The organism is Promicromonospora noduliphila, assembly GCF_056951025.1.
In genome coordinates this window covers 3,207,561-3,232,059 of the sequence record NZ_CM167806.1, presented here as the reverse complement: position 1 = coordinate 3,232,059, position 24,499 = coordinate 3,207,561, and the positions used below count along the sequence as shown (strand labels likewise).

28 protein-coding genes are annotated in these 24,499 nt (G+C 72.9%); 8 read left to right on the top strand and 20 right to left on the bottom strand.

What is annotated here, in order from left to right; genetic code table 11:
* Positions 1-45 precede the first annotated feature (45 nt).
* Positions 46-1,500 carry a BadF/BadG/BcrA/BcrD ATPase family protein gene (locus AC0QU1_RS14185; protein ID WP_483570102.1) on the top strand — a complete coding sequence of 485 codons (1,455 nt, stop codon included), beginning with the start codon at positions 46-48 and terminating at the stop codon, positions 1,498-1,500.
* Positions 1,501-1,538: 38 nt separating this feature from the next.
* Here AC0QU1_RS14185 and AC0QU1_RS14180 read toward each other — a convergent pair whose 3' ends face one another.
* Positions 1,539-2,153 carry an SDR family NAD(P)-dependent oxidoreductase gene (locus AC0QU1_RS14180; RefSeq protein WP_483616218.1) on the bottom strand — a complete coding sequence of 205 codons (615 nt, stop codon included), beginning with the start codon at positions 2,151-2,153 and terminating at the stop codon, positions 1,539-1,541.
* Positions 2,154-2,191: 38 nt separating this feature from the next.
* Between AC0QU1_RS14180 and AC0QU1_RS14175 the strand changes: the two genes are divergently transcribed.
* Positions 2,192-2,758: a TetR/AcrR family transcriptional regulator gene (locus tag AC0QU1_RS14175; protein WP_483570100.1), complete on the top strand. Its 567-nt coding sequence runs from the start codon at positions 2,192-2,194 to the stop codon at positions 2,756-2,758.
* Between the two features lie 58 nt (positions 2,759-2,816).
* Here AC0QU1_RS14175 and AC0QU1_RS14170 read toward each other — a convergent pair whose 3' ends face one another.
* Together AC0QU1_RS14170 and AC0QU1_RS14165 are read right to left on the bottom strand one after the other, a co-directional pair.
* Positions 2,817-3,446 carry a M15 family metallopeptidase gene (locus AC0QU1_RS14170; protein ID WP_483570098.1) on the bottom strand — a complete coding sequence of 210 codons (630 nt, stop codon included), beginning with the start codon at positions 3,444-3,446 and terminating at the stop codon, positions 2,817-2,819.
* Positions 3,447-3,803: 357 nt separating this feature from the next.
* Positions 3,804-4,511 carry an SDR family oxidoreductase gene (locus AC0QU1_RS14165; protein ID WP_483570096.1) on the bottom strand — a complete coding sequence of 236 codons (708 nt, stop codon included), beginning with the start codon at positions 4,509-4,511 and terminating at the stop codon, positions 3,804-3,806.
* Between the two features lie 117 nt (positions 4,512-4,628).
* Between AC0QU1_RS14165 and AC0QU1_RS14160 the strand changes: the two genes are divergently transcribed.
* Positions 4,629-5,099: a winged helix-turn-helix transcriptional regulator gene (locus AC0QU1_RS14160; RefSeq protein ID WP_483570094.1), complete on the top strand. Its 471-nt coding sequence runs from the start codon at positions 4,629-4,631 to the stop codon at positions 5,097-5,099.
* A gap of 314 nt (positions 5,100-5,413) precedes the next feature.
* Here AC0QU1_RS14160 and AC0QU1_RS14155 read toward each other — a convergent pair whose 3' ends face one another.
* From AC0QU1_RS14155 to AC0QU1_RS14125, 7 genes are all read right to left on the bottom strand, one after another.
* Positions 5,414-7,729 (bottom strand): PQQ-dependent sugar dehydrogenase, encoded by a 2,316-nt coding sequence (locus tag AC0QU1_RS14155; RefSeq protein WP_483570092.1) that lies wholly within the window; start codon positions 7,727-7,729, stop codon positions 5,414-5,416.
* Positions 7,730-7,830: 101 nt separating this feature from the next.
* Positions 7,831-8,886: a ThuA domain-containing protein gene (locus tag AC0QU1_RS14150; protein ID WP_483570090.1), complete on the bottom strand. Its 1,056-nt coding sequence runs from the start codon at positions 8,884-8,886 to the stop codon at positions 7,831-7,833.
* A 122-nt stretch (positions 8,887-9,008) separates the two neighbouring features.
* Complete coding sequence (locus AC0QU1_RS14145; protein WP_483570088.1) at positions 9,009-9,722, bottom strand: ABC transporter ATP-binding protein; 714 nt, start codon at positions 9,720-9,722, stop codon at positions 9,009-9,011.
* A gap of 58 nt (positions 9,723-9,780) precedes the next feature.
* Positions 9,781-10,533, bottom strand: a complete 753-nt coding sequence (locus AC0QU1_RS14140) for an ABC transporter ATP-binding protein (RefSeq protein WP_483570086.1) — start codon at positions 10,531-10,533, stop codon at positions 9,781-9,783.
* Complete coding sequence (locus AC0QU1_RS14135) at positions 10,530-11,621, bottom strand: branched-chain amino acid ABC transporter permease (RefSeq protein ID WP_483570084.1); 1,092 nt, start codon at positions 11,619-11,621, stop codon at positions 10,530-10,532. The genes AC0QU1_RS14140 and AC0QU1_RS14135 overlap by 4 nt, the downstream gene beginning before the upstream one ends.
* On the bottom strand, positions 11,605-12,489 hold the full coding sequence (locus AC0QU1_RS14130) for a branched-chain amino acid ABC transporter permease (RefSeq protein ID WP_483570082.1): 885 nt from the start codon (positions 12,487-12,489) through the stop codon (positions 11,605-11,607). Before AC0QU1_RS14130 ends, AC0QU1_RS14135 begins: the two co-directional genes overlap by 17 nt.
* A gap of 4 nt (positions 12,490-12,493) precedes the next feature.
* Positions 12,494-13,723: an amino acid ABC transporter substrate-binding protein gene (locus AC0QU1_RS14125; protein WP_483570080.1), complete on the bottom strand. Its 1,230-nt coding sequence runs from the start codon at positions 13,721-13,723 to the stop codon at positions 12,494-12,496.
* 113 nt (positions 13,724-13,836) lie between these two features.
* On the opposite strand from AC0QU1_RS14125, the gene AC0QU1_RS14120 reads away from it, so the two are divergent.
* The 3 genes from AC0QU1_RS14120 to AC0QU1_RS14110 all read left to right on the top strand — a co-directional run bounded on the left by AC0QU1_RS14120 (position 13,837) and on the right by AC0QU1_RS14110 (position 16,185).
* Positions 13,837-14,889: a LacI family DNA-binding transcriptional regulator gene (locus AC0QU1_RS14120; RefSeq protein WP_483570078.1), complete on the top strand. Its 1,053-nt coding sequence runs from the start codon at positions 13,837-13,839 to the stop codon at positions 14,887-14,889.
* A gap of 332 nt (positions 14,890-15,221) precedes the next feature.
* Complete coding sequence (locus tag AC0QU1_RS14115) at positions 15,222-15,683, top strand: ArsR/SmtB family transcription factor (protein WP_483570076.1); 462 nt, start codon at positions 15,222-15,224, stop codon at positions 15,681-15,683.
* Position 15,684: 1 nt separating this feature from the next.
* Positions 15,685-16,185 (top strand): SRPBCC family protein, encoded by a 501-nt coding sequence (locus AC0QU1_RS14110; RefSeq protein ID WP_483570074.1) that lies wholly within the window; start codon positions 15,685-15,687, stop codon positions 16,183-16,185.
* A 196-nt stretch (positions 16,186-16,381) separates the two neighbouring features.
* Here the strand turns inward: AC0QU1_RS14110 and AC0QU1_RS14105 are convergent, their stop codons facing one another.
* Genes AC0QU1_RS14105 through AC0QU1_RS14095 form a run of 3 tightly spaced genes read right to left on the bottom strand, consistent with a single transcriptional unit; the run spans position 16,382 to position 19,083 of the window.
* Positions 16,382-17,173, bottom strand: coding sequence for an alpha/beta fold hydrolase (locus AC0QU1_RS14105; protein ID WP_483570072.1), 792 nt, complete (start codon positions 17,171-17,173; stop codon positions 16,382-16,384).
* Positions 17,170-17,682 carry a PadR family transcriptional regulator gene (locus AC0QU1_RS14100; RefSeq protein ID WP_483570070.1) on the bottom strand — a complete coding sequence of 171 codons (513 nt, stop codon included), beginning with the start codon at positions 17,680-17,682 and terminating at the stop codon, positions 17,170-17,172. Before AC0QU1_RS14100 ends, AC0QU1_RS14105 begins: the two co-directional genes overlap by 4 nt.
* A 51-nt stretch (positions 17,683-17,733) precedes the next feature.
* Positions 17,734-19,083 carry an MFS transporter gene (locus AC0QU1_RS14095; protein ID WP_483570068.1) on the bottom strand — a complete coding sequence of 450 codons (1,350 nt, stop codon included), beginning with the start codon at positions 19,081-19,083 and terminating at the stop codon, positions 17,734-17,736.
* Between the two features lie 81 nt (positions 19,084-19,164).
* Between AC0QU1_RS14095 and AC0QU1_RS14090 the strand changes: the two genes are divergently transcribed.
* Complete coding sequence (locus tag AC0QU1_RS14090) at positions 19,165-20,052, top strand: LysR family transcriptional regulator (protein WP_483570066.1); 888 nt, start codon at positions 19,165-19,167, stop codon at positions 20,050-20,052.
* A 167-nt stretch (positions 20,053-20,219) separates the two neighbouring features.
* On the opposite strand, the gene AC0QU1_RS14085 is transcribed toward AC0QU1_RS14090, so the two are convergent.
* Complete coding sequence (locus tag AC0QU1_RS14085) at positions 20,220-21,494, bottom strand: hypothetical protein (RefSeq protein ID WP_483570064.1); 1,275 nt, start codon at positions 21,492-21,494, stop codon at positions 20,220-20,222.
* A 197-nt stretch (positions 21,495-21,691) separates the two neighbouring features.
* Here AC0QU1_RS14085 and AC0QU1_RS14080 point away from each other — a divergent pair, with 197 nt between their 5' ends.
* Positions 21,692-22,963, top strand: coding sequence for an ATP-grasp domain-containing protein (locus AC0QU1_RS14080; protein ID WP_483570062.1), 1,272 nt, complete (start codon positions 21,692-21,694; stop codon positions 22,961-22,963).
* 67 nt (positions 22,964-23,030) lie between these two features.
* On the opposite strand, the gene rpmF is transcribed toward AC0QU1_RS14080, so the two are convergent.
* Genes rpmF through rpmB form a run of 6 tightly spaced genes read right to left on the bottom strand, consistent with a single transcriptional unit; the run spans position 23,031 to position 24,368 of the window.
* Complete coding sequence (rpmF, locus tag AC0QU1_RS14075; protein ID WP_483570060.1) at positions 23,031-23,201, bottom strand: 50S ribosomal protein L32; 171 nt, start codon at positions 23,199-23,201, stop codon at positions 23,031-23,033.
* Position 23,202: 1 nt separating this feature from the next.
* Positions 23,203-23,370, bottom strand: coding sequence for a 50S ribosomal protein L33 (rpmG, locus tag AC0QU1_RS14070; protein ID WP_483570058.1), 168 nt, complete (start codon positions 23,368-23,370; stop codon positions 23,203-23,205).
* Positions 23,370-23,672 carry a type B 50S ribosomal protein L31 gene (locus tag AC0QU1_RS14065; RefSeq protein WP_483570056.1) on the bottom strand — a complete coding sequence of 101 codons (303 nt, stop codon included), beginning with the start codon at positions 23,670-23,672 and terminating at the stop codon, positions 23,370-23,372. Before AC0QU1_RS14065 ends, rpmG begins: the two co-directional genes overlap by 1 nt.
* Positions 23,673-23,688: 16 nt before the next feature.
* Positions 23,689-23,811, bottom strand: coding sequence for a type B 50S ribosomal protein L36 (gene ykgO / locus AC0QU1_RS14060; RefSeq protein WP_020013141.1), 123 nt, complete (start codon positions 23,809-23,811; stop codon positions 23,689-23,691).
* Between the two features lie 15 nt (positions 23,812-23,826).
* Positions 23,827-24,132 (bottom strand): 30S ribosomal protein S14, encoded by a 306-nt coding sequence (rpsN, locus tag AC0QU1_RS14055; protein WP_483570053.1) that lies wholly within the window; start codon positions 24,130-24,132, stop codon positions 23,827-23,829.
* Positions 24,132-24,368: a 50S ribosomal protein L28 gene (gene rpmB, locus AC0QU1_RS14050; RefSeq protein ID WP_483570051.1), complete on the bottom strand. Its 237-nt coding sequence runs from the start codon at positions 24,366-24,368 to the stop codon at positions 24,132-24,134. Before rpmB ends, rpsN begins: the two co-directional genes overlap by 1 nt.
* Positions 24,369-24,499 lie beyond the last annotated feature (131 nt).

Genomic DNA, 24,499 nt, shown 5'->3' with positions numbered 1-24,499 from the left:
GTGCCGATAGTGACTGGTCAGCAGGGTGGGGTAAGGGCATCGGAGATGAGCGCCGGGGTAGCCGGTGTAGACATCGGCGGTACGGGTTCGCGCCTGCGGGTCACCATCGGGCACTCGGGGAGGTCGTACGAGGTCACGGGGCCGCCGGCGACCACGGTCAACGGTCGCTCGACCGTGCCCGAGGTGGTGCGTGACCTGTGCCGCGGCTTCGCCGCCCAGTTCGGCGGGCGGCCCCGGGTGGCGGCGGCTGCCGTCGGGATGCGCGGGTTCCGGTCCATGACGCAGGCAGGGACGCTCGACCCCAACCGCGTGCACGACATCCTCGCCGAAGAGCTGCGCACCGGCTCGACCGCCGTCGCGAGCGACGCCGTCACCGCGCACCTGGGCGCCGTCGGCTCCGGGCCGGGCGCCACGCTCGCCGTCGGCACGGGCGCGGTTGCGGTGGCGTGCGACGACGTCGGCAGGTGGCATCTCGCCGACGGGATGGGACCGCACGTGGGGGACAACGGCGGGGGCGCCTGGATCGGCAGGCGCGGTCTGGACGCGGCCGCGCGGTCCATGGACGGCCGGCGCATGGGCGCGTCGCCGGGCCTGGTCCGGGCCGCCGAGCAGCACTTCGGCCGGCGCGAGCGGTGGACGGCGGTCAACGACGTGTCGCTGTTCGCGGGCTTCGCGCCGCAGGTCATCCAGGCGGCGGACTACGGGGACCTGGCGTGCCGGGAGATCCTCGACGAGGCGGCCAGGTCCCTGGCCGACGGGCTGTGCGCGGTGCTGAGCCATCCCGGCGTCGAGCCGCTGGCGGTCACTACCGGCAAGCTCCTGATGCACGCGCCGATGTTCCGGTCGATGGTGATCCGGCACCTCATGGAGAAGCGGGACGACGTGCGCGTGCAGCCCAGCGCGGGCCTGCCGCTCGACGGCGCCCTGGTCCTGGCGCGGATGCTGGCCGCGCACCCGCACGTGGTCCAGGAGCACGTCCCCCTGCTGGGCGTCCGGATCGGCGCGTCGTCGGCCCGGATGGACGACTCCATCACCATGCCGAAGGTGGTGCTCCCGACTGTGCGGCAGGGCACGCGGGCGGACAACCCGCCGACGGCGTGGGCCGTCGAGGTCAGCTCGGACTACGAGTGGTCCGCCGACCAGGCCCCGGAGGACCGCCTGACGCCGTCCGGCACGACCACCACCGTGGTGCCGCTGACCGGCGAGCGGCTCGTGGTCGGCCGGGCGTCGCGCAGCCGCGGCGTGGTACCCGACATCGTCTGCGAGGACACCGGCGTGTCGCGCAGGCACTGCGAGCTCGCCTGGCTGGAGGGCGGCTGGAGCGTCGTCGACCTCGGGTCGGCCAACGGCACCTACGTCGCCGCACGCGGCGACGCCCTGCCCACCGAGCCCCTGCGCCCCGGGGAGCGCCGCTGGCTGGCCGACGGCGACCGCATCTACGTGGGCGGCTGGACCTGCCTGACGGCGCGGGTGGTGAGCGCGAGCGTCCGGCCGACCTGACCGTTCCCGGTCCTGGCCGGGGCCGGGGGCGGCTCGGGTCAGGGGTAGACCTGCACCTCCCCGCCGTCGACGAAGAGCTCGCTGCCCGTCATGAAGCTCGACTGGTCGGAGGCCAGGAAGAGCACGGCGTTGGCGATCTCGGCGGGGTCGGCGAGCCGGTTCAGGGGCGTGCTCCTGGCCAGGCCGTCGAGCATCTCGGCGACCTCGCTCGGGTCACCGGCGAGGCCGCGGAGCCCTGGGGTGTCCGTGGGTCCCGGCACCACCGTGTTGACGCGCAGGCGGCGGGGCGCGAGCTCGGCCGCCCAGACCCGGCCGAACTGGCTCAGGGTGGCCTTCGTGGCGGAGTACACGCCGAAGCCGGGCACGCCACGGCTCGCCGAGCTGGAACCCGTGAGCACGATGCTGCCGCCGTCGTTGAGCAGCGGGAGCGCCTTCTGGACCGTGAAGACGGTGCCGCGCACGTTGATCCCGAAGGCGTGGTCGAAGCGCTCCGGGGTGAGGGAGTCCAGGGGCTGGAGCGCCTCGCCGCCGCCGGCGTTCGCGAAGAGGACGTCGAGCCGGGCCCCGTCGTCGGCGATCCGCTGGAACAGCCGGTCGAGGTCGTCCAGGTCGGAGACGTCGTTCTGGACGGCGATGGCCCGGTCGCCCAGCATCTCGGCCGCTGCGTCGAGCTCCGGCTTGCGCCGGCCGGGTGGTCTGCGACCAGTTCTGGGACGCGGGCTATGCCGCCACCTCGCTCCAGGACCTCATGCGGGTCAGCGGCCTGGGCAAGGGCAGCCTCTACGCCGCCTTCGGGGACAAGCACGAGCTCTTCCTCCGGGTGCTGCGCCGCTACGTGGCGTCGCTCGACCGCGGGCTGCGCCGGTCCGTGGACTCCGCGCCGCGCGCCGTCGACGCGCTCCGGTCCTTCCTGATGACGCCGGTGGGCGACCCGGACGGTGTGTCCGCCCGGCGCGGCTGCCTGCTGGCGAACAGCACCACCGAGCTGGCGTCCGCCGACCCCGTCGTCGCGGCCGTGGCCCGGCAGGCGTACGAGGGGACGACGGCGGTCCTGGCCGAGTGCGCGGCGCGGGCACAGGCCGAGGGCGACCTGCCGGCGTCCGCCGACCCGGTCGGCACGGCCCGCGCGCTGCTCGCCGCGCAGCAGGGGCTGACGTTCATGGGGCGCAGCGGGGTGGAGGTCGAGACGCTGGCGGCGACGGCCCGCTCGCTCGCGGGCCAGCTCTTGCCTTCCGTGGGTGACGAGCCGGGTTCCTGACGACCCGTTTGCTGGACGCCCTGCTTGCCTGACGACGCGGTCGAGAGCCCCGCCGGCCCTACCGGCTCAGGGGCCGCCCGGCGGTGCCCGCACCCGCCGAGCTGTCCTCCAGCAGGGCGGGGCACGTGCCGCCGGGTTCGGTCAGCAGCTCGAAGTGCCAGATCTCGTTGGCGTACACCTGGCACAGGCCGTAGTCGGCGCCGTACCGGATGAGCCAGTAGTCGGCCTCGGTCGGTCCGACGTCGACGGCGTCGCCGCTGACGTGCGCGGACAGCTCGGGCGTGCTGACCCAGCGCCGCGCCTCGTCTAGGCTGCCGTACTCCTGGACCGCCTCGTCGAGCAGGTGCTGCTGGAAGGCGGGGCTGCGCCACCCGCTCGTGATCCAGAGGTCGATGCCCTGGGCCGCCGCGTCGTCGGCGGCGGCCCGGACCGCCGCTGCGAGCGCGGGGTCGAGCTGCGTGATGGCTGGGAGGTCGTCGTCGAGGTTCGCCCTGCCGCCGGGGATGTCGCCACCGGCCACGCCGGTCGAGCCGGAGTCGGCCGGCTCCGGCTCGACCGCGACGTCCTGCGCAAGGTCGCGGACGTCGTCGACGGCCTGCACCACAGGTGAGTCGGCGCGGTCGAGCAGGGGCCAGACGCCGAAGAGGACGGTCAACGTGACGGCGGCCGCGACGATGCCGAACGTCACGGGATGTCGGCCTTGGCGGGGACCGGTGCGGCGGCCGGTGGGGGAGCTGGTGCGGGGGCCGTGCGGGGAGCCGGGGCGAGGACCGGCGTGCCGGGCGGGTGGGTAGGACGGGGGATAGGAGGGCGGACGGGCGGCGGGGGGCTGGGCGGGCGGGCGGACGGCGGCCGGGGGCTGGGCGTACTCGTGTCGAGGCATACCCCCAGCCCAGCGAGGACGCTGTTGCCAGGGCGTCTACGTTTCTCGATACACGGGCGATAAGTCAGCGAGTCCGCTTCGAGAATGGTCTTGAGCATGGGCTCAAGCCCAGGGGCATGCGCAAGACCGTTCTCGAAGCGGACCTGACGACGACCGGCTCGGTCAGCGAGTGGCCTCGAGTTGCGGGTAGAGGGCCGAGAGGGGGCCGGACAGTGCCTGCTTGACCTGGCGGCTCGTGTCGTCGGCGAGCACCTCCGGCTCGCCGGCCTCCAGCCCGTCGTAGATCGCCGCCACGATGTCGCGCGGGTCCTCCTTGGGCACGTCGAGGCGGGCGATCATGGGCGTGTCGGTGTAGCCGAGGTGCGCTCCGAGCACCTGCGTGCCCTGCTCCAGCAGCTCCACGCGCAGCGCGTTGCTGAACGACCAGAACGCCGCCTTCGTGGCCGAGTAGGTGCCGAGGGCGAGCCAGCTCAGGGCCGAGTGGATGTTGACGATGGCCCCGCCGTCGTTCCGGGCGAGCACGGGGGCGAATGCCTGGGTCACCGCGAGCTGGGCGAACACGTTGGTCTCGAACACCGAGCGGACGTCGTCGAGCGGCGTGGCCAGCACGGGCCGTCCGCCGTCGGAGATGCCGGCGTTGTTGATCAGGACCGTCGTGTCGGCGGCGCGCTCGGCCGCCGCGGCGATCGACTCGGCCGAGCTGATGTCCAGCGGCAGCGGCACGACGCGCGGGTCGGTCCACTCCCGGGGCGTGCGGGCCGTGGCGTAGACCGACGCGGCGCCCCGCTGGAGGGCCTCGGCCACGAACGCGCGGCCGAGGCCGCCGTTCGCGCCGGTGATCAGGACGACGGCATCGCGGAGGGTGGTCATGGGGGTTGCTCGCTCTCATCCGTACGGGACACGGGGTCACGGCGTGACCACCTGAGTACGGATAACCAACTTAGCATCTGGATTGGAACTGACAACCCAGCCTCGTAGGATGTGGGCATGAGCACAACACCGCGCGAACGCAACGCCCGCTGCTCCGTGGCCAGGAGCCTGGAGGTGCTGGGGGAGAAGTGGACGCTGCTGGTCGTCCGCGAGGCCTTCTTCGGCGTGACCCGGTTCGCCGACTTCCGCGCGCGGCTCGGCATCGCCCCCGATGTGCTCACGGCCCGGCTGGAGACCCTGGTCGACGGCGGCGTCCTGGAGCGCAGGCCCTATCGCGACCAGGGTCAGCGGCAGCGCGACGAGTACGTGCTCACCGCGGCGGGAGCCGAGCTCAAGACCGTCCTGGCGGCGTTCGTCGCGTGGGGGGACGTGCACCGGCCGTCCGGGTTCGGGCCCTCGGTCACGTACGTGGAGGAGGCCACGCAGGCGCCCGTGCGGCTCGCCTTCCTGACCGACGACGGGCGGGAGCTCGCGGCCGAGGCGGTGACCACGGTGCCCGGTCCCGGCGTCGTCGACGTACCGGCATGAGAAGGTCCGCCTCGACCACGTGATTGCGCATGCGGTTGGACCCGCAAGCATGCGCAATCGCGTGGTCGAAGCGGACTCTTACCACCGCCCGGCCAGCACCGCGGCCACTGCCCCGCCCAGTCGGCACTGCGCCCAGCCGGAGTCACGCCCGCCGGCGCCGAGCCGGGCGAGCGCCCTACCCGACTACCGCGTCATCAGCCGGTACTCCCGCGTGCCCGTTCAGTTCGGCAGTTGGCACCGAGATCGGCACAGGCCTGTGCCGATCTCGGTGCCAACTGCCGAACGCGAGGCCCTGGCCGGTGCCGGCACCGGGGTCACCGCGTCATCAGCCGGTACTGCTGCGCCACCTCCCGTGCCGTGACCGCCCGGTCGAGGAGCTGGATCGTGTCCATGCGGCAGTTGCAGGGGTTCCGCTCGGCGGTGTCCTGCGGGAAGCTGCCGCCGATCTTGATGCCCCGGGGCGTGGTGGCCGACGTGCCGGAGCCGTCCACCTGCCACGGGTCGCCGTCGACCACGTAGAAGCCGGGCACCCGCTCGCCGTTGCGGTACAGGGCCATCTTCCCGGTCGTGTAGTCGAAGGTCGCGGCCAGGTGCACCCACTCGTCCTGCGGCAGCAGGGTGCGCCAGTCCTCGTGCGCGGCGAAGGTCTGCGACGCGCCGCCGTCGACCCGCCGGCCCAGGGCGACCAGCCGCAGCTCGCCGTCCACCTCGATCACCTCCAGCAGGGCGCGGACGCCGTGCCCGTCGGAGTCACCGCTGAGCACGCCCGCCAGGCCGACGGCGTTGTAGACGTCGTCCGGAGCGGGCGTCGTGGTGTTCGGGCTCGGGTTCTGGCCGGTCAGCTTGACCCAGCCCATCACGGTGATGCCGTCCACCCCGCTGAAGGCGGACAGGGTGCTCACTCCTTCGGGCTTGTACACGCCCGCCTTCCAGTCGTCGTTGCCCGCGGCCAGCGGGTTCACCTGGCCGAGCTGGATCGAGTTGTTGCTGCCCGGGTAGGCGCCGTCCGCCACCCGCATCTGCTCGCCGCCGTTGACCAGGTTGATGTAGGTGCGGGACGCGCCGCGGTCGACCTCCACCGCGCCGTCCTGCTGGAACGGGTGCTCGAAGTCGTAGAAGCCCACCGAGTTGCCCTGCATCGAGCGGGGCACGTCCTGCGGCACCGGGGCGTACTTCGTGTCGACCACCTTCCAGATCTTCCCGTTCGCCTTGGCCACCAGGTACAGGTCGCCCGAGCGGTCGCGGCCCATCCGCAGGTCGGCCCGCTCGTCGCCCGTGAAGTCGGGCATCCGCTTGCGGGTGCCGTCGGTGTCGTAGAGCGCCAGCTCGTACATCTGCGCCTCGGGGCCGCCGCGGCGCATCTGCGACTCCTTGGCGTAGTACACGCGCCCCTCGACCAGGTCGGTGAACAGGTACTTGCCGTACAAGGCCGGCAGGTCGCGCCCGCGGTAGACGAACCCGCCGCTGATCGCGTACCCGCTGTCCGACGTGCACGACCAGCCGGGCGGCGGGTCGTGGTCGTAGGCCACCACGGGATAGGTGAAGCCCAGCTCGTCGTCGTTCTCCGGGAGCGGGTAGAGGTTGCACCGGTCGGCCGGGTCGAAGACGTACCTGCCCTCCCGGTCGCCCCAGCCGAAGTTGTCCCCTGCCTGCACGTCGTACACGGCCTCGATCGCGTGCTCGCCGATGTGCCCGAGGAACATGCGGTCGGTCCTCTGGTCCCAGCTGAACCGGTGCGGGTCGCGCATGCCGACGGCGTAGATCTCGCCCAGCGCGCCCGGCGTGTCCACGAACGGGTTCGACGCCGGGATGCCGTACGCCCCGCCCGGACCGTTGGTGCCCGCCGGGTCGATGCGCAGGATCTTGCCCGCCGGCGTGCCCATGTCCTGCGGGACGCCGGTGCCGACGCCCTGCCCGCCGTCGCCGACGGCGAGGTAGAGCAGGCCGTAGTCCTCGTCCCCCGGACGCGCCGTCGGGTTGAAGTCGATCTGCTGGATCGCGTGGACCTGGCCGCCGAAGCCGAGCCGCATCACCTCGCGGCTCGTCCCGGAGAACACGTCAGCCGACGGGTCGTCCGCCACCCACTCCGTCACCACGGCGTGCAGGAACGTCGGGGTCTGTGGCGGATAGGTGGTGGGGTCCGGCGGCGGCCCGGCGTTGCCGGGGCGCTCGCTGTGCACCGTGTAGAACGTGCCGTTGTCCGCGAAGTCCGGGTGGAACGCCGCGAACCCGAACCCGCTGCCCATGCCGCGTCCCGAGAAGAACTCGGGGGCGAACCGGGCCGCGACGTCCAGGTAGACCTGCGGCTCGCCGTCCTCGACGAAGTACAGCGGGCCGTTGAGGTCCGGCACATACATGCGGCCCGAGCCGTCGGGCAGCTCGCCGATGCCGTTGATGCGGGCGTGCCGCATCAGCCGGCGGTCGGTGGGCGCCGGGATGGGCTCGGTCTTCGGGAACTGGGCGTATTCCTCCAGGACCAGGCCCAGCGTGGACTGGATCTCCTCCGGCGCCGGGTCGACGATCGGGCCCGGGTCGGCCGCCGCCGTCATCGTCGCAGCGGTCAGCGGGGTCAGCGCGGCCGCCGTGATCGCCACCGCCGCGACCACCGACCGCCATCGTCTTGTGCTCATGGTGCGTCCTCCAGATGTCGTCGTCGTCATTACGGAGTTCGTGTGGAGCCCGGGCCCGGGCCGACCTCAGCGCCGGGCCCGGCCGCGCGCCGTCGGCACCGTCACCGGCAGAACGGCCGCGCGCCGGCCGCGCTGAGGATCCCGCCCACCACGTGCGTCTCGAACGACTCGGCGCCCACGAGCGTCGAGCCCTCGGTCCAGGCCGCCGGGTCGTGGCCGAGCGAGGTGACCCACGCGCGGCCGCCGTCGTAGTACTGGCACCACGAGACCGGGTGGTTCCCGGCGTGCCCCGGGTGCCCGTTGAACCCGGCGTGGTCGCCGATCGTGCCGGTGTCCACCTCGGCCAGCACCCGCACGCCGGACGGGAACGGCTCGAGGTTGTACCACTCGTCGCGGAAGTCCCACCGCCGCGGCAGGTCCCTGGTCGAGGCGTCGCGCCGGTCCACCGTGACGACCTGCCCGTCGCGGTGTGGGCCGTGGTCGTAGAAGTTGGTCCCGCCCAGCAGCCCCTGGAACCACGGCCAGTGGTACATCGCGCCGAGCGTGTTGTGGATCGCGACGAAGCCGCCGCCCGACCGCACGTACTGCAGCAGGGCCGTCTGGGCCGCGTCGTCGAGCATGGTGCGCGAGTTGCTGAGGAAGACGACGGCATCGTACGGCGCGAGCCTGGCCGGGGCGTCGAGCTGGCGCACGTCCTCGGTCCAGTCCACGTCGAACCCGTACTCCTGGCCCCAGCGGAGCATGGCGTTCTGCGCGAGGTGCGCGTCGGTGAGCGGCGGGTTCATCCCGGCGGGCAGCAGCGGCCCGAGGTGGGCGTGCCGCGAGACGCCGGTGGCCGTGAACACGAGCACGCGCACCTCGCCGTCGTTCGTGCGCGCGAGGTCCCAGTCGTTGTAGCAGGCCGGATCCGGGCCCCGGCAGACGCCGTAGTCGGCCAGCTTGTCCTGGTAGGGCGAGGTGCCGCGGCCGGCGGCGCCGCCGGTCTGGTCCGCCGAGGCGGCCTGGCCCGCCGCGTCAGCCCCTCCGCCGGACGACGGCGCGCCGCGCGTCGCCGGTGCGAGGTGCAGGCCGGCCAGCAGTGCGGCCAGGATGGCGAGGCCGAGCACGACCTGCCCCGCACCGCCGAGCGACTTTCCGAGCGTGGTCCTGAGCGACATGACAGTTCTCCTTTGAACAGCCACTGGTTCTCGTTGCGGGCGCTGGCGTCGCGCCTACGTGCCCGGCGCGGGAACGGCGGTCACGCCCGCGACGGCGGCGACCGCACCCACGACGCAGGGAGTCAGGGGTTCGGCACCTCCTTCGGGCGGCCGCCGAGGTAGAGCTGGGCCAGCCGGGGGTCGGCCAGCAGGTCGGGGGCCGGGCCGGTGATGTGCACGCGGCCCAGGTCCAGCACGCAGCCGACGTCGGCGGACTCCAGGGCGCGCCGCGCGTTCTGCTCGACGAGCAGCACCGCGGTCCCGGCGTCGCGCATGCGCTGCACCTGCTCGAAGACGACGGCCGTCGCCTTGGGGTCCAGCCCCATCGACGGCTCGTCCAGGAGCACCACCTTGGGCCGCACCATGAGGGACCGGGCGAACTCGACCTGCTTCTGCTGGCCGCCCGACAGCGCGCCGGCCAGCGCCGTCCAGCGCTCGCCGACCAGCGGGAACAGCTCCGTCACGAAGTCCGTGCGGGCCGCGATCTCCGTGCGGTCGCGCACGGTGTAGGCGCCGAGCAGCACGTTCTCGGCCACCGTCATCTCGGGGAACACGCTGTGCCCCTGCGGCACGTGGGACAGCCCGGCGGCCAGGAGCTGCTGCGGGGTACGCCCGGTGACGTCCTCGCCGTCGACCACGACCTGGCCCGAGCGGGGCTTGAGCAGGCCGCTGGCGACCTTGAGCACCGTCGACTTGCCCGCGCCGTTCGGCCCCACGAGGCAGACCACGCTGGACGGCGCGACGGTCACGGACAGCCCGCGCAGCACGAGCGCGGCGCGGCCGTAGCCGGCCTGCACGTCCGTGAGCCTCAGGAGGGGTTCGGCCGCCGGCCCGGGGCCCGGCCCGGGTGCGAGTTCAGACGCCAAGGTATGCCTCCAGCACCAGCGGGTCGTCCTGCACGACGGCGGGGGCGCCCTGCGCGATCGGCCGGCCCCGGTCGAACACCACCACGTGGTCGCTCAGGCCCATGACCAGCTCCATGTTGTGCTCCACGATGATGAAGGTGCGGCCCTCGGCGTTGAGCTCGCGCACGAGGTCGGCGATGCGGTCCACCAGCGCGGGGTTCACGCCGCCGGCCGGCTCGTCGAGCATGATCGTGTCGGGGTCGCCCATGAGCACGCCTGCCAGCTCCAGGAGCTTCTGCTGGCCGTAGGAGATGTCGCGCGCCTCGGCGTGCTCCAGGTGGTCGATGCCGACGCGGGTCAGCAGCTCGCGCGCGCGGCCGACGTCGGCCGGGTTGCGCATGCCGCGCAGCCGCTGCAGCAGCCCGTGCGGCTGCACCGCGACCAGCACGTTCTCCAGCACGGTGAGCCGGGGGAAGACGCGGCAGAGCTGGAAGCTGCGGCCGATGCCGGACCGGGCGATCCGGTGCGGCGCCAGCCCGGTCACGTCCCGGCCGCGGTAGGCCACCGTGCCGGCGTCGGGCCGGATCATGCCGGTCACGCAGTTGAAGAAGGTGGTCTTGCCGGATCCGTTGGGGCCGATGAGGGCGTTGATCTCGCCGTCGTGGAAAGCGACCGTGGCGCCGTCGACCGCGCGCACGCCGCCGAACGACTTGGTCAGGCCCTCGGTGGTCAGCGAGCTCCGGGTGCCGGTCGGTGTGCTCATGGGGTCGCCTCCTCGCGCTGCCTGGCCAGCTCCTCCGCCGTCACCTCGCGGATCGACGCCGCCTGGCGGCGCCGGTTCACCAGCGAGGTCAGGGCGGGCAGCACGCCGTCCGGCATGAACAGGACGACCAGGCCGAGCAGGAGGCCGGTCGCCACCAGGTGGAACTGCGTGTCGCCGTACTGCGACTTGAACACCTCCACGGCGTACCCGACGACGACGGCGCCCAGCAGCGGCCCGAACAGGCTGCGCACCCCGCCGAGCAGCGACATGAGCACCATGTAGGTGCCCACGAGGATCGAGAACTGGAAGATCGGGTCGAGGTAGCCGAACCACAGCGCGTACAGGCCGCCGCCCAGCGCGGTGAAGAACGCGCTCACCACGAGCGCGGTCAGCTTGTAGGCGAAGGTGGGCACGCCGAGGGCCTGAGCCTTGTCCTCGTCCTCGCGGATGGCCTTGAGCCCGGCGCCGAGCCGCGAGCGCTCGATCAGCCACCAGGTCAGCAGGGCCAGCGCCAGGAGCACGGCGTGCAGGTAGAAGAACCGCTCGTGCTGCTCGGGCCGCAGCACCTCGGTGCCGAACGGCCGCGGCACGCGCAGCCCGTCCGAGCCGCCCGTGAACGTGTGCCAGCTCTGGAACGTGAGCTGCAGGATCAGCACCAGCGCTATGGACACGATGACGAACGACGCGCCGCGCACCCGCAGCGACGCGATGCCCACCGGCACGGCGATCACGGCCACGACGAGGGCGCCCGCCACGAGCGCGAGCCACGGGTCCATCCCGGTGCGCAGGACGAGCAGCGCCGTCGCGTACCCGCCGAGCCCCGAGTAGGCCGCGTGGCCCAGCGAGATGTACCCCGTGAACCCGCCGACCAGGTTCCAGGAGGTGGCCAGCACGGCGTAGCTCATGATCACCACGCCGACGGACAGGATGAACGGGTCGGGTGCGAGGCTGGGGAACAGCAGCACGACCGCGGCGAGCGCGAGCAGGGCGGCGATGCGGGCCACGCGTGCCGCCGTCCAGCCGCCGGTACGGGCGGGGGACGCCGCCGCCGTCGGCCGCGCAGCGGGTTGTTCAGAAGCGTTGCGCAAGACGACCTCCGAAGAATCCCTGCGGGCGGATCATGAGCGTCACGAACAGGGCCAGGTAGAACACGGTCTGCGCCCAGGTGGTGCCGAGCGGCACCTGGAGCAGGCTCGCGGCGATGCCGAGCAGGAGGGCCGCGATCGCGGCCCCGGGGATGCTGCCCAGCCCGCCGACGACGATGATCGCCATGAGCGGCCCGATCCAGTGCCAGTGCAGCGACGGGTAGATCGTGTAGTCCAGTGCGAGCGCCGTCCCGCCGACGGCGGCGGTGGCCAGGCCCAGCCCGAAGCCGAGCCCGGCCACGCGGTCGGTGTTGATGCCCACCAGCCGGGCGGCCTCCGGGTGCTGGGTGGTGGCGCGCAGGGCCCGGCCGAACGAGGTCTTGCGCAGGACCAGGTAGAGCGCCCCGAGCGACGCGGCGGCCAGCCCGAACGCGATCAGCTTGACGACGGCGATGCTGACGCCGCCGATCTCGATGCTCGCGCTCGAGTAGTCGAGCTGGATCTTGCGCTGCGTGCCGGTCCAGACGAACCCGAGCATGCCCTCGATCACCAGCGCGATGGCGAACGTCAGCAGCACCGACATGGTGGTCAGGCTGATGGGCCGCAGTCGCGACACGAGGAACCGCTGCATCCCGTACCCGACCACGAAGAACAGCGGCACGGTGACCACGAGGGACAGCAGCGGGTCGATCCCCGTGCGCTCGTGGAAGAACCAGGCGAGGTACGCCGCGAGGATCAGGAACGCGGAGTGCGCGATCATGACCACCCGCATGACGCCGAAGTACAGCGTCAGGCCCGCGGCCAGGAGGGCGTACAGCCCGCCCAGGAGGACGCCGAGCACCAGGCTCTGCGCGAACAGGGCACCGGTCATGCGATCACCACTCGGGCTTCGGGTGGATGATGTCGGCTTCCTTGACGTCCTCCGGCAGCACGATCTTGATCTCGCCGTCCACGTACTGCTGGATCAGGTGGGCGCTCTGCGGGCGCCCCTCCGCGTCCCAGCTCAGCGTGCCGACCACGGTCTCCACCTCGTTCTCGTGGAGCCAGTCGATGAGCTGCTGCTGGCACTCCGGCGAGGGGTCGGCGCAGCCGACGGCCTCCACCGCCGCCGCGACGACCTGCCCGGTGGTCCAGGCGTTCGCCTCGTCCTCGGCCGGCGGGGCGTCGTGCTCGGCCGTGTAGAAGTCCACGAACTCCTGGTTGGACGGGTAGGGCGCCGACGGCGTGTACCCGGTGGGCGCGATGATGCCCTCGGTCTTGTCCCCGATGGCGGCGGGGAACTCCGCATTCGTCGGCGCGCCGGAGACCGCCGCCATCTGGGGCTGATAGCCCTGCTGCTGCAGGGCGACGATGAGGTTGACGCCGTCCTGGTACTGCGACCCGATGATGAGCAGGTCGGCCTGCGAGTCGGCGATCTTGGCCGCGATGCCGCTGAAGTCGGTGGTGTTCGGCGGGTACACCTCGTCGACGAGCACCTCGATGCCCTCCTCGGCGAGCGCGTCGCGCAGGCCGTAGGCGGTGCCCTGGGCGAAGGGGTCGTCCATCGAGGCCACCGCGATGGTCTCGGGCCGCTCGTCCTCCGGCAGGCCGAGGATGTACTCGGTGAGGTGGTTGTAGTGGTCGTCGGCGATTGCCGGTGCCGCGTAGAAGAGGTTGTCGAACCCCTGCGTGAACACCTCGGCCGCCGCGCCCGCCGGCTCGACGAACAGGAAGCCGTAGTCCTGCGCCACCTGCGCCGCCGGCACCACGAGGCGGGTCGAGAACGGTCCGAACACGAGGTCGACGCCGTCCTGGTTGATCAGCCGCTCGTAGTCGGAGGCGACACGGTCCGCGTTGGACTGGTCGTCCACGATGACCAGCTCGACCTGGCGGCCCAGGAGCCCGCCGTTCTCGTTGACGTGCGCCGCCCACGCCTCGTAGCCGCGCTGCACCCCCTTGCCCGGCTCGGCGAAGTCGCCGGTCAGGGGGAGCGAGATGCCGATCGTGATGGGGTCGTCGGGACCTGCGGTCTCGCCGCCCTGGTCGGGTCTGGCCAGGCAGGCGGACAGGGTCAGTGCCGTGGTCGCGGCGATAACCGCTACCGTCAGTCCTCGGGTTGCTCTCATGCTCCACTCCCTTGTGGCAAGCGCTTCCGTAACCGCTTACGGCACTCTAGGAACTGGGGCGTCAGGTGACAAGGGCCTGGGCATGATCCATTAATGGCGGGGGAGGGAATCTCATGCGGAAGCACACCGCAGGGCAAGGCGCAGCGCTGCGCCTGGTCGACGTCGCGGAGCAGGCCGGCGTGTCCATCGCCACGGCGTCGCGCGCGCTGTCCGGGGCGAGCGGGGTGTCCGAGGAGCTGGCCGAGCGGGTGCGCGCGGTGGCCGCCGACCTCGGCTACGTGGCGAATGTCCACGCGCGGTCGCTCGCGAGCGGCGCCAGTCCGGGCGTCGGACTCGTGGTGCACGAGATCGGCGACCCCTACTTCGCCGAGATCGCGAGCGGCGTGCTGGAGGTGGCCGGGGCGCACGGGCGCATGGTGCAGATCTGCCACACCGGCCGGGACCCGCACGCGGAGGTCGCGCAGCTCCGGGCGCTGGTCAACGCCCGGGTCGGGATCATCGTCGTGGCCGGGTCCGGGCACCTCGACCGTGACGTCCAGTCGCAGATGAAGGCGCAGGTGCAGGGCTTCGAGGCGGTCGGGGGCCGGGTCGCCGTCATCGGCAGGCACCCCCACCTCGGCGTCGACGCGGTGGTGCCGGCCAACGTGGCGGGCGGGCGGGCGATCGCCGAGCACCTGCTCGGGCTCGGGCACCGGCGCATCGGCGTGGCGTCCGGGTCGCGCCGGCTCGCGACGATGGCCGACCGGCTCGCCGGCGTCGAGCAGGCGCTGGGCGACCACGGCCTGACGCTCGCCGACCTGCCCCTGGTCGAGGCGGAGTTCACGCTCGACGGCGGCAAGGAGGCCGCCCGCCGCATCCTGGACGCGCACCCGGACGTCACGGCGATCCTCGCGCTCAACGACGACATGGCGGTGGGCGTGCTGTCGGTGCTGGGGGAGCGTGGCCTGTCGGTGCCGGGGGACGTCTCGGTCACCGGGTTCGACGACGTCACCGTGGCCGGCCACCTGTCGCCCGCCCTGACCACGGTGCACCTGCCGATGAAGGAGATGGGGCGGCAGGCGCTCGAGCTCGCCCTCCTCCCGCGCGCCGCGCGGCCCCGGCGGCGGACGGCGGAGCAGCGGCTCATGGTGCGCGCGTCGACGGCGGCGGTGCGCGAGCGGGGTTGACGCCGCGAAAGTGAAGCTGACGCAGCGGGGCGGAGCTGACGCGGCAGGGCGGAGCTGACGCGGCAGGGCGGAGCTGACGCGGCAGGGCGGAGCTGACGCGGCGGCACGCAGCCTGACGCTGCTGGGTGCTCGGTGACATTGCCGAAGGTGGACGACCTGATCGGCCGGGGAAGCGCTTTGCTCCCGAGGGTGTGTTGCGGTGTGTCGACACGGTCTACACACCGCAACACACCCTCGGGAGCGACGTATCAGGCGAGGCGAGCCGGTTCGGGTTGAACAGGCGGGGCACCATCATCCCTTGACGCATTCCCATATGGGTATATGTTTGAGGCATGGCACGAGCAGCGACCACGACCGACGCGTTCAACGCGGTGGCTGAGCCGCGTCGCCGCGAGATCCTCGACGCCCTCGCGGGTGGCGAGCTCGCGGTGAGCGACCTGACCGAGTTGCTCGGGCTCGCCCAGCCGCAGGTGTCCAAGCACCTGCGGGTCCTGCGAGAGGTCGGGCTGGTCGACGTGCGCGACGACGGGCGCCGTCGGCTGTACCGGGTGAACGGGGCGCCGCTGCGCGCGGTGCACGCCTGGGTCTCCCGGTACGAGCGGCTCTGGAACGAGCGGTTCGACCTGGTCGACGACGTGCTCGACGAGCTGGCGCAGGCGCCGGCCGAGCCGGTGGTCGAACCGGTGGTCGAACCGGTGGACGAGCCAACGGCCGAGCCGACGGACGAACCCGGCCGAACCGGCAGTCGAGCCGACAACCGAGACGGGAACCAAGGAACCGGACAAGGAGACTGACATGACCACGACGACCAAGGGCAGCGCCGTCCTGACGCTGCCGACCGATACCGAGATCCTGGTGACCCGGGAGTTCAACGCGCCGCGCCGGCACGTGTGGCGGGTGCTCACCGAGCCCGACCTGATCAGGCGCTGGTGGGCCGGGCAGCGCGGGACCGTGACGGACGTCGCCGTCGACCTGCGGGTGGGCGGCACGTGGCGGTACGTCATGACCGCGAACGAGGGCTTCGAGGTCGCGTTCCACGGCGAGTACCGCGAGGTCGAGGCGCCCGAGCGCCTGGTGCACACCGAGGTGTTCGAGGGGATGCCCGACGGCGACTCCGAGCCGAGCCTGAACCACTACACGCTCACCGAGCACGACGGCCGCACGACGCTCACCGTCCGGAGCGTGGTCTCCAGCAAGGACGTCCGCGACGCGATCATCGCGACGGGCATGGAGGGCGGCATGCAGGAGGGCTACGACCTGGTCGAGGAGCTGGCGGTCGAGCTGGCCGCCGCCTGACGGGTCGGAGGCCGGGCCTGGCGCACGCGGGCTGCCGGACTGGCTGCGGCCTTTTGGACTGGCTGCGGCCTGCCGGCCCGGCAGCCGGCGGCGGGCTGACGGCGACGGTGCATCGGCGAGCGGACCGGCCGCGGGCCGACGGCGACCGTGCGTCGACGACCGGACGCACCGACCGCGACCGCGACCGCGCGTCGGCTCAGGTGCGCACCGTGCCGACCGGGAGCAGGGCCGGCGACGGCTCGCCGGTGGCCAGCCAGTGGGCCAGCGTGCGGTGGAACAGCTCCGGGTCCTCGGCGCTCCAGACGTGGTGCATCCGCGGCGCGAGCCGGGCGACCGCGCGGGGCGCCCGGGACACGATGTCGTCGAGCGACCGGCGGATCATGCGCGGCTCCCTCTCGCCCGCGATCGCCAGCACGGGGGCGTCGAGGCGGCGGAGCCCGTCGAGCTCGGCCGCCGGCACGCCGTCGTACACCTGGGTGAGGATCCGGCGGGCGGGCGTGCGGTCGATGCCGAGGCCCGTGGTGACGAAGACGTCGACGGAGTCGGCCGGCAGGCCGTAGGTCCGGGCGAGCACCTCCCAGTAGCCGCGGCTGGACCAGAAGCGGAGCTGGGCCAGCCCGCTCCAGCGGACCGGGCCCGTCACGCCGCGCAGCGGCGCGCCGGTGACGAACACGCTGCGCACGGTCTCCGGATGGCGTGCGGCGAGCAGGGTGCCCAGGACGGCGCCGAGCGACAGTCCGACGACGTGGGCCCGCCCGCCGTGGGCGCGCCGGCGGACGATGTCCGCAAGCGTATCGGCCACGGTCGCGAGGTCCGTCCACGGCTGCTGCGCCGAGCGGCCGAACCCGGGTAGGTCGGGGACCAGGGCGTGGTGGTCCGGGAGGGCGGCCGCCTGCGCGGTCCACATCCAGCCCCCGACATTGCCGCCGTGCAGGAAGAGGACGGTCTCCGCGGCGTCCGGGTGGGTCTCGGCGACGTAGAGGTTCACAGGGCCGCCTCCAGCTCGTCGAGCCACGCGAGCTCGGCCCGGACGTGCAGGATGCCGTTGCGCAGGGTCGCGGACCGGAGCCGGGCGGCGAGCCCGTCGTCGGCGATGGGTATGGCCTCCAGAACGGCGAGCTGACGCCGTGCCGCCTCGCGGCGCTCCGCGAGCAGGGCCCGGACCAGCTCCGGGTCCTGCTCCCTGCCGACCAGGAAAAGCCGGCCGAGGAACGGCTCGCGGGGTTTCTCCTCGGGCAGCGGGGACCGCAGCCAGGCCGCGAGCCTGCTCCGGCCGTCCTGCGTGAGCCGGTGCTCGCGGCGGTCCGGCTTGCCCGGCTGCGGTACGACGCGGACGTCGACCAGGCCGTCCTGCTCGAGCCGGGCGAGGGTGCGGTAGATCTGCGACTGGTCGGCGGACCAGAAGTGGGCGACGGTGCTGTCGAACGTCTTCTTGAGGTCGTAGCCGGTCATGGGGCGCAGGTCGAGCAGCCCGAGGATCAGTGCGTCGAGTGCCATGCTTCATATGGTACAGCACACATATAAGACTGTGCACATATGAAGCACGGGTCACGCCGCGCCGTCCGCCGTCCGCCGGTGGTCCGCGCGGAGCAGGAGGGACGCCCCCGCCAGGAGCGCGAGCATGAGCGCGCCGAAGGCGAGTACGGCGGCCGACGTCGGGACCAGGCGCAGGAGGATGCCGAGCAGCACGACCGGGACCGACATGCCGGCGTACGCCGCGAGGAAGAGCCCGGCGAGGGCCTCGGCACGCGACCGGCCCGCCGCGACCGAGACGACCGTGCCGACCCCTGCCTTGAACAGCGTCCCCGCACCGGCGCCGCCGACGATCCCGCCGGCCACGAACGCCGGGAAGGCCGCCGTGAGCATCGCGCCGACGATCAGCACCAGGCCGGTGACCAGGAGCGTCATCCCGAGTGTGTGCTGCGTGCGGGTGCTGCGCCGGCCCGTGGCGATCTGGCCGAGCGCCGCGGCGCCGAACACCGCGAACGCGACGACGCCGGCCACGGCGTGCGAGGTGACGTGCAGGTCGCCGGCCAGGAACGACGCCGCGAGCGAGGTGAACAGGCCGAACATCGCGAAGCTGACGAAGCCCGCCATGAGGGCGCCCGCGTACCGGCCGCGGGATCCGGCCGGGACCATGACGCGCTGCGGCCGGTAGTGCCAGGGCTCGTCCACGGGATCGACGGTCTCGGGGACCAGCGTCACCAGCAGCAGGCCGATGACCAGCGCGAACAGCAGGACCAGGTAGGGGGTGCGCAGGGGAGCCGGGGCGACGTCGGCCAGGATGCCCGCGACGAGCGGGCCCACGCCGATGCCGCCGAGGTTCGCCGCGGTCGAGATCATCTCGGCGTGCCGGCCGGCGGGCTTGCCCGCCGCGGCGCGTCCGGCCGCGTGCAGCTCGGTCATGTGCGCCGTGGCCGTGGCCGTGAGCATCCCGATGCCGAGCCCGGAGACGAGGCGCGCGACGAGCAGCAGGGCGAGGTCCGTCGAGGTCAGGAAGATCAGCCCGGCCAGCACGTTCAGCAGCACCGCGGGGGCGATCAGGCGCAGGCGCCCGAAGCGGTCGGACAGGTGGCCGGCCAGGAACAGCGCGGCGATCACGCCCACCGCGTACGCGGCGAAGACGAACGTGACCGCCACGGCCCCGAAGCCCTCCTGCTGCTGGTAGATCACGTACAGCGGGGCGGGGGCGCCGGCGAACGCCATGGTCACGGCGAAGACGTAGGCGACGATCCAGAACGCGCCGGCGTGGGGGCGGGGGCGGCTGACGGTGGCAGGGCGGTTGGCGGCCGCTGACTGGTCGGCGGTCTGGTGCTGGGAAGGGGTCGCGGACTGGGCGGGGACGTTCGGCCGGGCGAGCGGGTCGGACGGCGCGGTGGTGTTCGTGGAGAGTGGCACGCCTCGATCCTGACGAGCGCCACCGATCGTGTCCAACGAATCTCTGTGAACCCTGATATCGCGATCTGCGATAGTTGAGGGATGCAGCCGCATCAGCTCCAGTACTTCGTGGCGGTGGCCGAGACGGGCAGCTTCACCGCCGGCGCGCAGCGGGCCCGGGTGGTGCAGTCCGCGGCGTCGACCGCCGTCCGGCAGCTCGAGCGGGAGCTGGGCTCTGCCCTGTTCACGCGCGGACGTCGCATCGCGCTCACTCCGGAGGGTGAGGCGCTCCTGCCCCGGGCGCGTGACGTGCTGGCCGCGCTGGAGGCCGCGCGGGCCGCCGTCGCCGCGACCCGCGGGCAGGTCGCCGGGACCGTGAGCCTCGGCATGATGAACCACCTCGCCCGCTTCGACCTGGCCGGCCTGCTCGCGGCGTTCGGGCGCGCGCACCCCGCCGTCGTGGTGCATGCCCGCCAGACGGCGACCGGGTCCCGCGGCAGCCTCGACGCCGTCCGCCGCGGTGACCTCGACCTGGCCCTCGTCTCGACGGCCGCCGAGACCGTCCCGGGTGTGCGCCTGCGCTACCTGGACGGCGAGCCGATCCTGTTCGTGTGCCACGCGTCCCATCCGCTCGCCGGGGCCGGGACGGTGCGGCTCGCGCAGCTCGCCGACGAGCCCTTCATCGACTCGCCCGTGGGCTGGGGCAACCGCGCGGTGGTCGACGGCGCCTTCGCCGCCGCCGGCCTGCGCCGCACGATCCACACCGAGGCGACGGACTTCGTGCTCGGCCAGGCGCTGGTGCGAGAGCGGCTCGGGGTGATGTTCGTCCCTGCGTCGGCCGTGTCGGTGGACCCGCAGCTCACGGCGCTCGCCGTCGACCCGGCGCTCACCTGGACGGTGCGCCTGGCGCAGTCCGCGAGCCGACCGCTCTCGGCGGCAGCGGCGGCACTCGCCGCCGCACTGGAGCGAGGTAGGCCGGACGCGGGGTAGCCCCGGGGTAGTCGGCCCGCCGCATCGTCAAGCAAAGAGCGTAGAGGTGCCCGACCAGTTGGAAAACACTTGCCCCTCCGACGGTGTTGCCGAGAGTGGACAGCGTCTACTCACCGCAACACAGCCCCGCGAGGGAGTTTCTCCTGGCGCTGTGCCGCGCCGCCGCCCTACAACCACTCGCGCCCGACGTCCGGCTCCCGGTAGAACTCGCGCCAGCGGTCGCCCGTGTAGACCATCGCGCTGTAGTACAGCGACGCCGTCGGTCGCTCCAGGCCGCCCGGGGAGAGGTAGTGGAACGCCGCCCGGAACGTCTGGTGCGCCTCGGCCCGCCGGCCGTGCTGCAGGAGCGCCGCGCCGAGCTGGAAGTGCGCCTCGTGCCGCAGGGCGTCGACGCGCCGGTAGTCGCTGCGGGACCGCGTGCGGTCCATCAGGTCCTGCAACCGCCGGACGGCGCGGCGGGCGTGCTGCTCCGCGCGCCCGGCGTCCCCGACGGGCTGGAGGATCTCGGACATGTCCAGCTCGGCCCGGATCTCGCTCTCGAGCGCGTCGAACCGCTCGGCGTCCGTCGGGCCGGGCGCCTCGGTCCTGCCCGGTGCCGTCGTCGCGGCCGGTATCGGCTCGCCCGAGTTTGTCATCCCGCCCGGCGCCTCGACTCCCGAGCCCAGCTCCCGCAGCCGCCACTGGTAGTACTCCTGGTGCAGCCGGGCGGCGTCGTCGGCTCGCCCGACGCGGTGACACGCCTGGGCGGCCGCGCGCGCGAACCTGGCCACGCGGGCGTCGTCGGCGCCGTGGGCCTCGATGAGCTCGGCGTGCTTGCGCTTCATCAGCCGCACGAGCAGCCCGGGCTTGAACGCGTCCTCGTACCGGTCGGCCAGCTTCCACATCGCCTTGAGCGCGGCCTCACTCGTCGGCCCGGACTTCGCCTCGGCGCGCGACAGCCGCTCGTCGGCGCGCTCGACCGCGCGCTCGCTGCGGCTGTACGACAGGGCGCCGGCGCGATCCCAGCAGCGGCCGAGCCGGTGCGCCGCGTCACTGTCGGGTCCGTGCACCACCGCGGCGCCGCTGGTCGACGACGCGAGGACTCCCCGCAGCCGGCTCCAGTCCTCCCGGTCGACGCACCACACGCACGCCTCGACCATCAGGTCCACGAACACCGGGTCCACGAGGGACAGGTGGGCGACGGCCTCCCGCTGCGCCCGCATCATCCACGTGCCGTCGGCCCGGTGGCGGTCGCCCGCGTACTCGGCGCGCGCGATCCGGGTAGCGCCGGCCACCGCCCGCCGGACCTCGGCGTACTCCTTGTTCACGGCGTCGCCCGTGCCCGCGGACGCGTCCCAGGTGCCGTGCTCTCGCTCGAAGTCGTAGATGAGGCCGAGCGTGAGCTCCTCGGCGGCGGAGCCGGCGGCCTCGACCGCCCACGAGCCCCAGTTCCAGTCGGACATGCTCCAGCACCCCGGTCGCGTCGTCGTCCGTATTTCACCCGGTACGCACTATAGGCCGCCCTCCTCCGGTCGTGGGCCGGGCGGTCTTTTCCACAGGCTTGGCAGGCCGGGTGAGAACGGCCGCGCGATCCGTGGCAGGCTGTGCGCCATGTTGAGAACGACTCTCGTTAGCCCTCTCGTCGGCGGGGCGTGCTGACGTGGCCGACCTGCTGATGATCGAGAGCTGGCTCCAGTCGACCGGCCTGATGCTCCCGCCCCTGCTGCGCGACGCCGGCCACCGCTACGTCCTGGTCACCCGCGACCCGAACCTGTACCGCCTGCCCGACGGCGCGCCCCACCCCGTCCTGGCGCTCGCCGCAGAGGTGGTCGTCGCGGAGACGAACGACGACGAGGCGCTGGTCGCCGCAGCGCGGGAGGTCGCGGCGCGCCGGCCGGTCGACGGCGTGCTGACGACCTGCGACTACTACCTGCCCGCGGTCGCCCTCGTCGCCGAACGGCTCGGCCTGCCCGGCGCGCCGGCCGACGTGCTGCACACCGCGACCCGCAAGCACCTCGTGCGGCGGGCGCTGGCCGCCAAGGGGGTGCCGGACGTGCCGTACGCGGTGGCCGCCACCTGGGACGATGCGCGCAAGGCCGCCGCGAGCCTCGGCTACCCGCTCGTGGTCAAGCCGGTCGACCTGAACTCCGGCACCGGCGTGCGCAAGGTGGTGGACGAGGCCGGGCTCGCCGTGGCGTTCACCGAGGCGACCGCGCCGGAACGCAACACACGCGACCAGCCGCTGGAGCGGCTCGCGCTGCTCGAACGCGTCCTGGAGGGTCCTGAGTACAGCGTGGAGTGCGTGACCAGGGACGGCGTCACGCGGGTGCTGGGGATCACGGCCAAGTCCGTGGCCGAGCCGGACGTCGCGGGCGGGTCCGGGTACGTCGAGTCGGGGCACCTGTTCCCGGCCCCGCTCGGCGAGGGTGACCGGGAGTCGATCGAGCGGCACGTCGTCGCGGTGCTGGACGCCGTCGGCCTCACCCACGGGATCAGCCACACCGAGGTGCGCCTCACCGCGGCCGGGCCGCGGCTGGTCGAGCTGAACCCCCGCCAGGGCGGCGGCTACATCTTCGAGCTGCTGCGCCTCGTGACGGGTTTCAACCCGTTGCAGGTCCTGGTGGACCTGGCGCTCGGCCGCGAGCCACAGCCGGGCCCCGTGGTCGCGTCGAGCGCGGCGGTCGCCTTCCTGCTGGCGCCCGCCGACGGCGTCGTGCGCGCGGTCAGGGGTGCGCGGCGCCTGGCCGACGACGACCGCGTGCTCGGCCACGAGACGCCGTCGCCGGGCCGAGTGGTGCGGCCGGGCGACAACAACGAGCGGATCGGGCACGTCCTGGTCGCGGACCCGTCGGGGCACCGGGCGAAGGCCTGGGCCGACGAGATCGTGGCAGGGCTGGAGGTCGACGTCGACGCGGCGCTGCCCGCTTGCTGAGCCACCGACACGAAGAGTGCCCCGGCGCCGAGAGCGCCGGGGCACTTTTCGTGTCGCGCGGACCGCGTCAGTCCGGGACGACCAGGCCACGCCGGACGGCGGGGACGAGCCGGGCCGGGACCTTGGCCTGCCGCCCGTCCGGGGTGGTCACCGGGACGAGCTCAGGTGCCTGGGCCGTCCACTGCGCGCGCCGCGACCGGGTACGGGAACGGGACATCTTTCTCTTAGGGACAGCCATGTCAGCGCTCCTCGCGGAAGTCGACGTGCCGGCGCACCACGGGGTCGAACTTGCGCAGGACGAGCCGGTCGGGGTCGTTGCGCCGGTTCTTCCGGGTCACATAGGTGAAGCCGGTGCCCGCCGTCGAACGCAGCTTGATCACGGGGCGCAGGTCTGTGCGCGAGGCCATCAGTTACCGTCCTTGCTGGTGGAGTTGCTGCCGTTGCGGTTGCCGTAGCGCTGCCGGAACTTCTCGACGCGCCCGGCGGTGTCCACCACGCGGGCCGAGCCGGTCCAGAACGGGTGGCTGGCGCTGCTGATCTCGACGTCGACCACGGGGTAGGTGTTGCCGTCGGACCACTCGATGGTGGCCGTCGGGCGGCCCGGACCGGAGTCGGTGTCGCCGGCGAGCGTGGAGCGGGTGAGGAACGCGAAGCCCGCGCTCGCGTCCCGGAACACGACGGGTCCGTAGGTCGGGTGGATGTTCTTCATGGCTGGCTCCTTCCGCTCAGCCCTGGCGCGCCTTCCAGCGCGGGTTGAGCTTGTTGATCACGAACGTCTTGCCGTGCCGGCGCACGACCTTGGCGCCGGGCTTGTCCTTGAGGGACCGCAGGGATGCGCGAACCTTCATGTGCCGCTCCTTCTCTCACCAGCTCGACTTGGTCACGCCGGGTAGCTCGCCGCGGTGCGCCATCTCGCGCAGCCGGATGCGGGACAGCCCGAACTTCCGCGAGTAGGCGCGAGGGCGGCCGTCCACGACGTCGCGGTTGCGCAGCCGCGTGGGGCTGGCGTCGCGCGGCTGCTTGGCCAGCTCGCGGACGGCGTCCTGGCGCGCCTCGGGCGACAGGTCCAGCCTGCGCAGGGTGCGGCGCAGCTCCGCCCGACGCTCCGCGTACCGGGCCACCAGCTCGCGGCGGCGGGCGTCGGCGGCGATCTTCGACTTCTTGGCCATCAGACCTTCTCCCCTCGGGCCAGGATCTCGGCCACGACGACGTCGATGCCGCGGCGGTCGATCGTCTTGATGCCCTTGGCGCTCACCCGGAGCGTCACCGTGCGACCGAGCGACGGGACCCAGTAGCGCTTCTTCTGGATGTTCGGGTTGAACCGGCGCTTGGTCCGCACGTGGGAGTGCGAGACCGAGTGACCGAACCCCGGCACGGTGCCCAGCACCTGGCATCTGGCTGACACAAGACCTCCTGTGGTGACGGGCTCGCCGTCGTAGGTGAGAACGGTTCTCACAACGCGCTACAGTGAAGCAGAACTGAGAACGGTTATCAAAAATTCCGGGGTGCACCCGGCGCGACTCCCGGCTGGTCCGG

Bases quoted from the DNA above. Each gene is read 5' to 3' on its own strand.
- AC0QU1_RS14115 (WP_483570076.1), top strand. From the start codon at position 15,222: ATGGCACGAGCAGCGACCACGACCGACGCGTTCAACGCGGTGGCTGAG.
- AC0QU1_RS14120 (WP_483570078.1), top strand. From the start codon at position 13,837: ATGCGGAAGCACACCGCAGGGCAAGGCGCAGCGCTGCGCCTGGTCGAC.
- rpsN (WP_483570053.1), bottom strand. From the start codon at position 24,132: ATGGCCAAGAAGTCGAAGATCGCCGCCGACGCCCGCCGCCGCGAGCTG.
- AC0QU1_RS14180 (WP_483616218.1), bottom strand. From the start codon at position 2,153: ATGCTGGGCGACCGGGCCATCGCCGTCCAGAACGACGTCTCCGACCTG.
- AC0QU1_RS14085 (WP_483570064.1), bottom strand. From the start codon at position 21,494: ATGTCCGACTGGAACTGGGGCTCGTGGGCGGTCGAGGCCGCCGGCTCC.
- rpmF (WP_483570060.1), bottom strand. From the start codon at position 23,201: ATGGCTGTCCCTAAGAGAAAGATGTCCCGTTCCCGTACCCGGTCGCGG.
- AC0QU1_RS14110 (WP_483570074.1), top strand. From the start codon at position 15,685: ATGACCACGACGACCAAGGGCAGCGCCGTCCTGACGCTGCCGACCGAT.
- AC0QU1_RS14165 (WP_483570096.1), bottom strand. From the start codon at position 4,511: ATGACCACCCTCCGCGATGCCGTCGTCCTGATCACCGGCGCGAACGGC.
- AC0QU1_RS14160 (WP_483570094.1), top strand. From the start codon at position 4,629: ATGAGCACAACACCGCGCGAACGCAACGCCCGCTGCTCCGTGGCCAGG.
- rpmG (WP_483570058.1), bottom strand. From the start codon at position 23,370: ATGGCCTCGCGCACAGACCTGCGCCCCGTGATCAAGCTGCGTTCGACG.
- AC0QU1_RS14125 (WP_483570080.1), bottom strand. From the start codon at position 13,723: ATGAGAGCAACCCGAGGACTGACGGTAGCGGTTATCGCCGCGACCACG.
- AC0QU1_RS14155 (WP_483570092.1), bottom strand. From the start codon at position 7,729: ATGAGCACAAGACGATGGCGGTCGGTGGTCGCGGCGGTGGCGATCACG.
- ykgO (WP_020013141.1), bottom strand. From the start codon at position 23,811: ATGAAGGTTCGCGCATCCCTGCGGTCCCTCAAGGACAAGCCCGGCGCC.
- AC0QU1_RS14130 (WP_483570082.1), bottom strand. From the start codon at position 12,489: ATGACCGGTGCCCTGTTCGCGCAGAGCCTGGTGCTCGGCGTCCTCCTG.
- AC0QU1_RS14100 (WP_483570070.1), bottom strand. From the start codon at position 17,682: ATGGCACTCGACGCACTGATCCTCGGGCTGCTCGACCTGCGCCCCATG.
- AC0QU1_RS14185 (WP_483570102.1), top strand. From the start codon at position 46: ATGAGCGCCGGGGTAGCCGGTGTAGACATCGGCGGTACGGGTTCGCGC.
- AC0QU1_RS14090 (WP_483570066.1), top strand. From the start codon at position 19,165: ATGCAGCCGCATCAGCTCCAGTACTTCGTGGCGGTGGCCGAGACGGGC.
- AC0QU1_RS14150 (WP_483570090.1), bottom strand. From the start codon at position 8,886: ATGTCGCTCAGGACCACGCTCGGAAAGTCGCTCGGCGGTGCGGGGCAG.
- AC0QU1_RS14065 (WP_483570056.1), bottom strand. From the start codon at position 23,672: ATGAAGAACATCCACCCGACCTACGGACCCGTCGTGTTCCGGGACGCG.
- AC0QU1_RS14140 (WP_483570086.1), bottom strand. From the start codon at position 10,533: ATGAGCACACCGACCGGCACCCGGAGCTCGCTGACCACCGAGGGCCTG.